The organism is Rhodococcus sp. AW25M09, from assembly GCF_000333955.1.
Taxonomy (GTDB): domain Bacteria; phylum Actinomycetota; class Actinomycetes; order Mycobacteriales; family Mycobacteriaceae; genus Rhodococcoides.
In genome coordinates, this window is record NZ_CAPS01000001.1 from 1 (window position 1) to 3,940 (window position 3,940).

A 3,940-nucleotide genomic window follows, 5' to 3' on the forward strand; every position below is an offset into this window, starting at 1 on the left:
CTGCGACCTTCGTGCTCGCCCGTCTACCGTGGAGCGGGGCAGGGCCGGGCATTAGGTTTGCCAATCCTCTAAGTACCATGGCGGCGGGGACGACCGGAGGTGGTCCGGTAAATGCGAAGGACGGACGATGAGCAAGCGGATCGAACTGATGGCGGGCCTCGCACTGGCGACCGCAGCACTGTTGACGGTGTCGGGGTGTTCGAGCGCTGAGTCCGACCCGGGCGGGGACAACCGGATCACCGTCTACAACGCCCAACACGAGTCGCTGACGAAAGAATGGGCCGACGCGTTCACCGCGGAGACCGGCATCGAGGTCGACCTGCGCCAAGGGAGCGATACCGAACTCGGCAACCAACTCGTAGCGGAGGGTGACCGATCGCCAGCGGATGTGTTCCTCACGGAGAACTCTCCGGCGATGACGCTCGTCGAGAACGCGGGTCTGTTCACCGACGTCGACCAGGCCGTGCTGGCCCAGGTTCCGAGCCAATACCGCCCGTCGAACGGCAAGTGGACGGGTATCGCCGCCCGCTCGACCGTGTTCGCCTACAACACGGACATGCTGGCACCCGATCAGCTCCCGGCCTCACTCCTCGACCTGCAGGACCCCGCCTGGAAGGACCGCTGGGCAGCATCGCCGTCGGGAGCCGATTTCCAAGCCATAGTCAGTGCGCTGCTCGAGTTGAAAGGCGAGGACGCTACACGCACCTGGTTGGAGGGGATGAAGAACAACGTCCGCGCCTACAACGGCAACGGCACGGTGATGAAAGCCGTCAACGCCGGAGAGATCCCCGGCGGCGTGATCTACCACTACTACTGGTTCGGCGATCAGGCCAAGACCGGCGAGAACAGCAGTAACGTCGCCCTGCACTACTTCAAGAACGAAGACCCCGGTGCCTTCGTCAGCGTCTCCGGCGGTGGCGTCCTACAATCCAGCGCGAAACAAGATGCAGCACAGAAGTTCCTGGCGTTCGTCACCGGACCGAAAGGCCAGCAAATCCTCAGGGACGGAACGTCGTTCGAGTACTCGGTGGGCAGCGCAGTGCCGGCCAACGCGGATCTGGTTCCTCTGATCGAACTGCAGGCACCGCAGGTGGACCCGGCGACGCTCAACAGCCCGCAGGTCACCGAGCTCATGACCGAAGCCGGTTTGCTCTGATTCCAACGACGAACGGTCGAGAACAACGGGGGCCGGCCGACAAGCTGCGTCGCTCAGCAGGCCGGCCGCGTATGCCCTTGCCTCTGGCTGTCACCGCAGTGATTGTCGTGGCGATCTCGCTCATCCCGCTCGGGTACGTGATCGTGGAGAGCGTGGACACCGGCTGGGCCACCGCGTCGGCGCTGCTGTTCCGATCGCGGGTCCGCGAATTGTTGGCCAACACCGTGATGTTGGTAGTGATCACGGTGCCCATCTGTGTCGCAATCGGCGTCGCGGCTGCTTGGTTGGTCGAGCGCACACGAGTATTCGGAGCGAAGGGTTGGGCGGTATTGCTTGCCGCGCCGCTGGCTGTCCCGGCGTTCGTGAACAGCTACTCGTGGGTGACGGCGATCCCTTCCCTCGGCGGACTGGGCGGCGGCGTTCTGATTGCGACGCTCTCGTATTTTCCGCTCGTCTACATTCCCGTTGCCGCGACGCTTCGCAGGCTCGACCCCGCGGTCGAGGAATCGGCGCGAGGACTCGGAATCGGACCGTGGGCAGTGTTCTTTCGCGTCGTGGTGCCGCAGTTGCGGCTGGCGATCGCCGGCGGAGCGCTTCTGGTCGCGTTGCACCTACTCGCCGAATACGGTGCCTTCGTCTTCATCCGATTCGACACCTTCACGACAGCGATTTTCGAGCAGTATCAATCGACGTTCAACGGAGCTGCGGCCACTATGCTCGCCGGGGTGCTGGTATTGCTGTGCCTCACGCTGTTGGTGATCGAAGCGGTTGTGCGTGGCAGTGCCAGGTATGCCCGCATCGGCTCGGGTGCAGCCCGCCCGGCCGTGCCTGCAGAACTCGGTTGGCAGTACTCGCCGATCGCGCTCGTCTTCCTGGGGATGTTGATCGCACTGTCTCTCGGAGTCCCGATCGCCAGTGTTCTGCGGTGGCTTGTCATCGGCGGCAGCGCGGTGTGGGAGTGGGACGAGGTCTCTTCCGCGCTGCTGCAAACGCTCGGGTTCGGAATTGCCGGTGCGGTCATTACGTGTGCACTCGCGTTCCCGGTCGCGTGGATCTCGATTCGCCACCGCGGACGGTTCAGCCGTGTCCTCGAGGGCGGTACCTACATCTCGAGTTCGTTGCCCGGCATCGTCGTTGCGTTGGCGTTCGTCACCACCGCCATTCGGTACGCAAATCCGCTGTATCAAACAGTTGTCGTCGTGATCGCGGCCTACGCATTGCTCTTCCTGCCACGCGCATTGGTCAACCTGCGCGCCGGGCTCGCGCAAGCGCCCGTCGGGTTGGACGAGGCGGCTCGGTCACTGGGTCTGTCACCGCTGTCGAGCTTCTTTCGGGTGACTCTCAGATTGGCTGCACCGGCCACCGCAGCGGGCGGTGCGTTGGTGTTCTTGGGGATCGTGAACGAGTTGACCGCAACATTGCTGCTGGCACCGACCGGAACCCGCACGCTGTCGATGCAGTTCTGGTCGCTGAGCAGCGAGATCGACTACTCGGGGGCTGCTCCGTACGCGTTGATCATGATCGTGCTGTCGCTGCCCATGACCTACGTTCTCTTCTCCCAGTCGAAAAAGGCGGCAGGACTATGACATACGCGTTGGAGGTGGATGGGCTGGACAAGTCGTTCGGTCCTGTGACGGTGCTACGTCGAGTTGAGTTCGCTGTCGAGGCTGGATCCACCACAGCCATCGTCGGACCGTCCGGTTGCGGTAAGACGACGCTGCTGCGTCTGATCGCGGGTTTCGACAGACCCGACGCAGGCACCGTCGCACTGACCGGGAAGGTCGTCGCGGGAACCGGCTGGACGCCTGCGCACCGAAGGTCCATCGGGTACGTCGCCCAGGACGGGGCACTGTTCCCACACGCCACGGTCGGCGCGAACATCGGATTCGGCCTGCCACGCCGTGCCCGGACCGTCTCGAAGATTACCGAACTGCTCGAGATGGTGTCGCTGGATTCGTCCTACGCGTCACGTCGACCTGACCAGCTTTCCGGCGGCCAGCAGCAACGGGTCGCCCTTGCGCGGGCGCTGGCGCGTGAACCTCAATTGATGCTGCTCGACGAACCGTTCTCCGCACTCGATGCCGGCTTGCGGGCGAACACCCGACGGATCGTCGCCGACGTCCTCGCCAAGGCCGCGATCACCACCATCCTCGTCACCCACGATCAACCCGAGGCCCTGTCGTTCGCCGACCGGGTTGCGGTGATGAACTCGGGCAGGCTCGCACAGATCGGTACACCTCGTGAGGTCTATTCCCGCCCTGTGGACGTCACCACCGCGGAATTCATCGGTGACGCCGTGATCTTGACGGCCCACATAGAGAACGGCCGTGCCCGCTGCGCCCTCGGCGACGTCGACATCGCCCCCTCCTTCAACGCCATCGAAGGCACAGCCCGAATCCTGTTGCGACCAGAGCAAATCGAGGTGGCACCCGACGGCATGGGTGCATCGGGGACCATCGTCGACGTGCAGTACTTCGGATCGGAGATGCTGCTCGGGATCCGCCTCGACACCGCGGACACCGCCATGGCCCAGCGGATCACCGTACGTCGCTTCGGCACCACGGCTCTGACGCCCGGCGACAGAGTCGCCATCTGCGTCATCGGCGACGCCGTCGCGTACGACTTGTGAGAGAGCTACTCAGTGTGAGGCAGCCTCTCGCGTCCTGCTTGATCATGCGAACAATGTGCGTAGGTAGTGGGCAGACTTGCACCATTCAGACTGAGGCAACGCCCCGAAGGCAATCACGTCTCGACCCCAAGCATGCAAAGGGCCGGCATCGACTG

3 protein-coding genes are annotated in these 3,940 nt (G+C 63.9%); all 3 read left to right on the forward strand.

Going from position 1 to position 3,940, the window contains the following annotated elements; genetic code table 11:
* The first annotated feature begins 127 nt into the window (after nt 1-127).
* Nucleotides 128-1,156, forward strand: a complete 1,029-nt coding sequence (locus tag RHODMAR_RS00005) for an iron ABC transporter substrate-binding protein (RefSeq protein ID WP_008709882.1) — start codon at nt 128-130, stop codon at nt 1,154-1,156.
* Nucleotides 1,157-1,227: 71 nt separating this feature from the next.
* Nucleotides 1,228-2,742, forward strand: coding sequence for an ABC transporter permease (locus tag RHODMAR_RS00010; protein WP_008709883.1), 1,515 nt, complete (start codon nt 1,228-1,230; stop codon nt 2,740-2,742).
* The gene (locus RHODMAR_RS00015) at nt 2,739-3,785 is read left to right on the forward strand and encodes an ABC transporter ATP-binding protein (protein ID WP_008709885.1); all 1,047 of its coding nucleotides are present in this window, start codon (nt 2,739-2,741) and stop codon (nt 3,783-3,785) included. Before RHODMAR_RS00010 ends, RHODMAR_RS00015 begins: the two co-directional genes overlap by 4 nt.
* The last annotated feature ends 155 nt before the right edge of the window (nt 3,786-3,940 follow it).

What these genes read in the sequence shown, in the direction of transcription:
- RHODMAR_RS00005 (WP_008709882.1), top strand. Translation starts at nt 128, where the DNA reads ATGAGCAAGCGGATCGAACTGATGGCGGGCCTCGCACTGGCGACCGCA.
- RHODMAR_RS00010 (WP_008709883.1), top strand. Translation starts at nt 1,228, where the DNA reads ATGCCCTTGCCTCTGGCTGTCACCGCAGTGATTGTCGTGGCGATCTCG.
- RHODMAR_RS00015 (WP_008709885.1), top strand. Translation starts at nt 2,739, where the DNA reads ATGACATACGCGTTGGAGGTGGATGGGCTGGACAAGTCGTTCGGTCCT.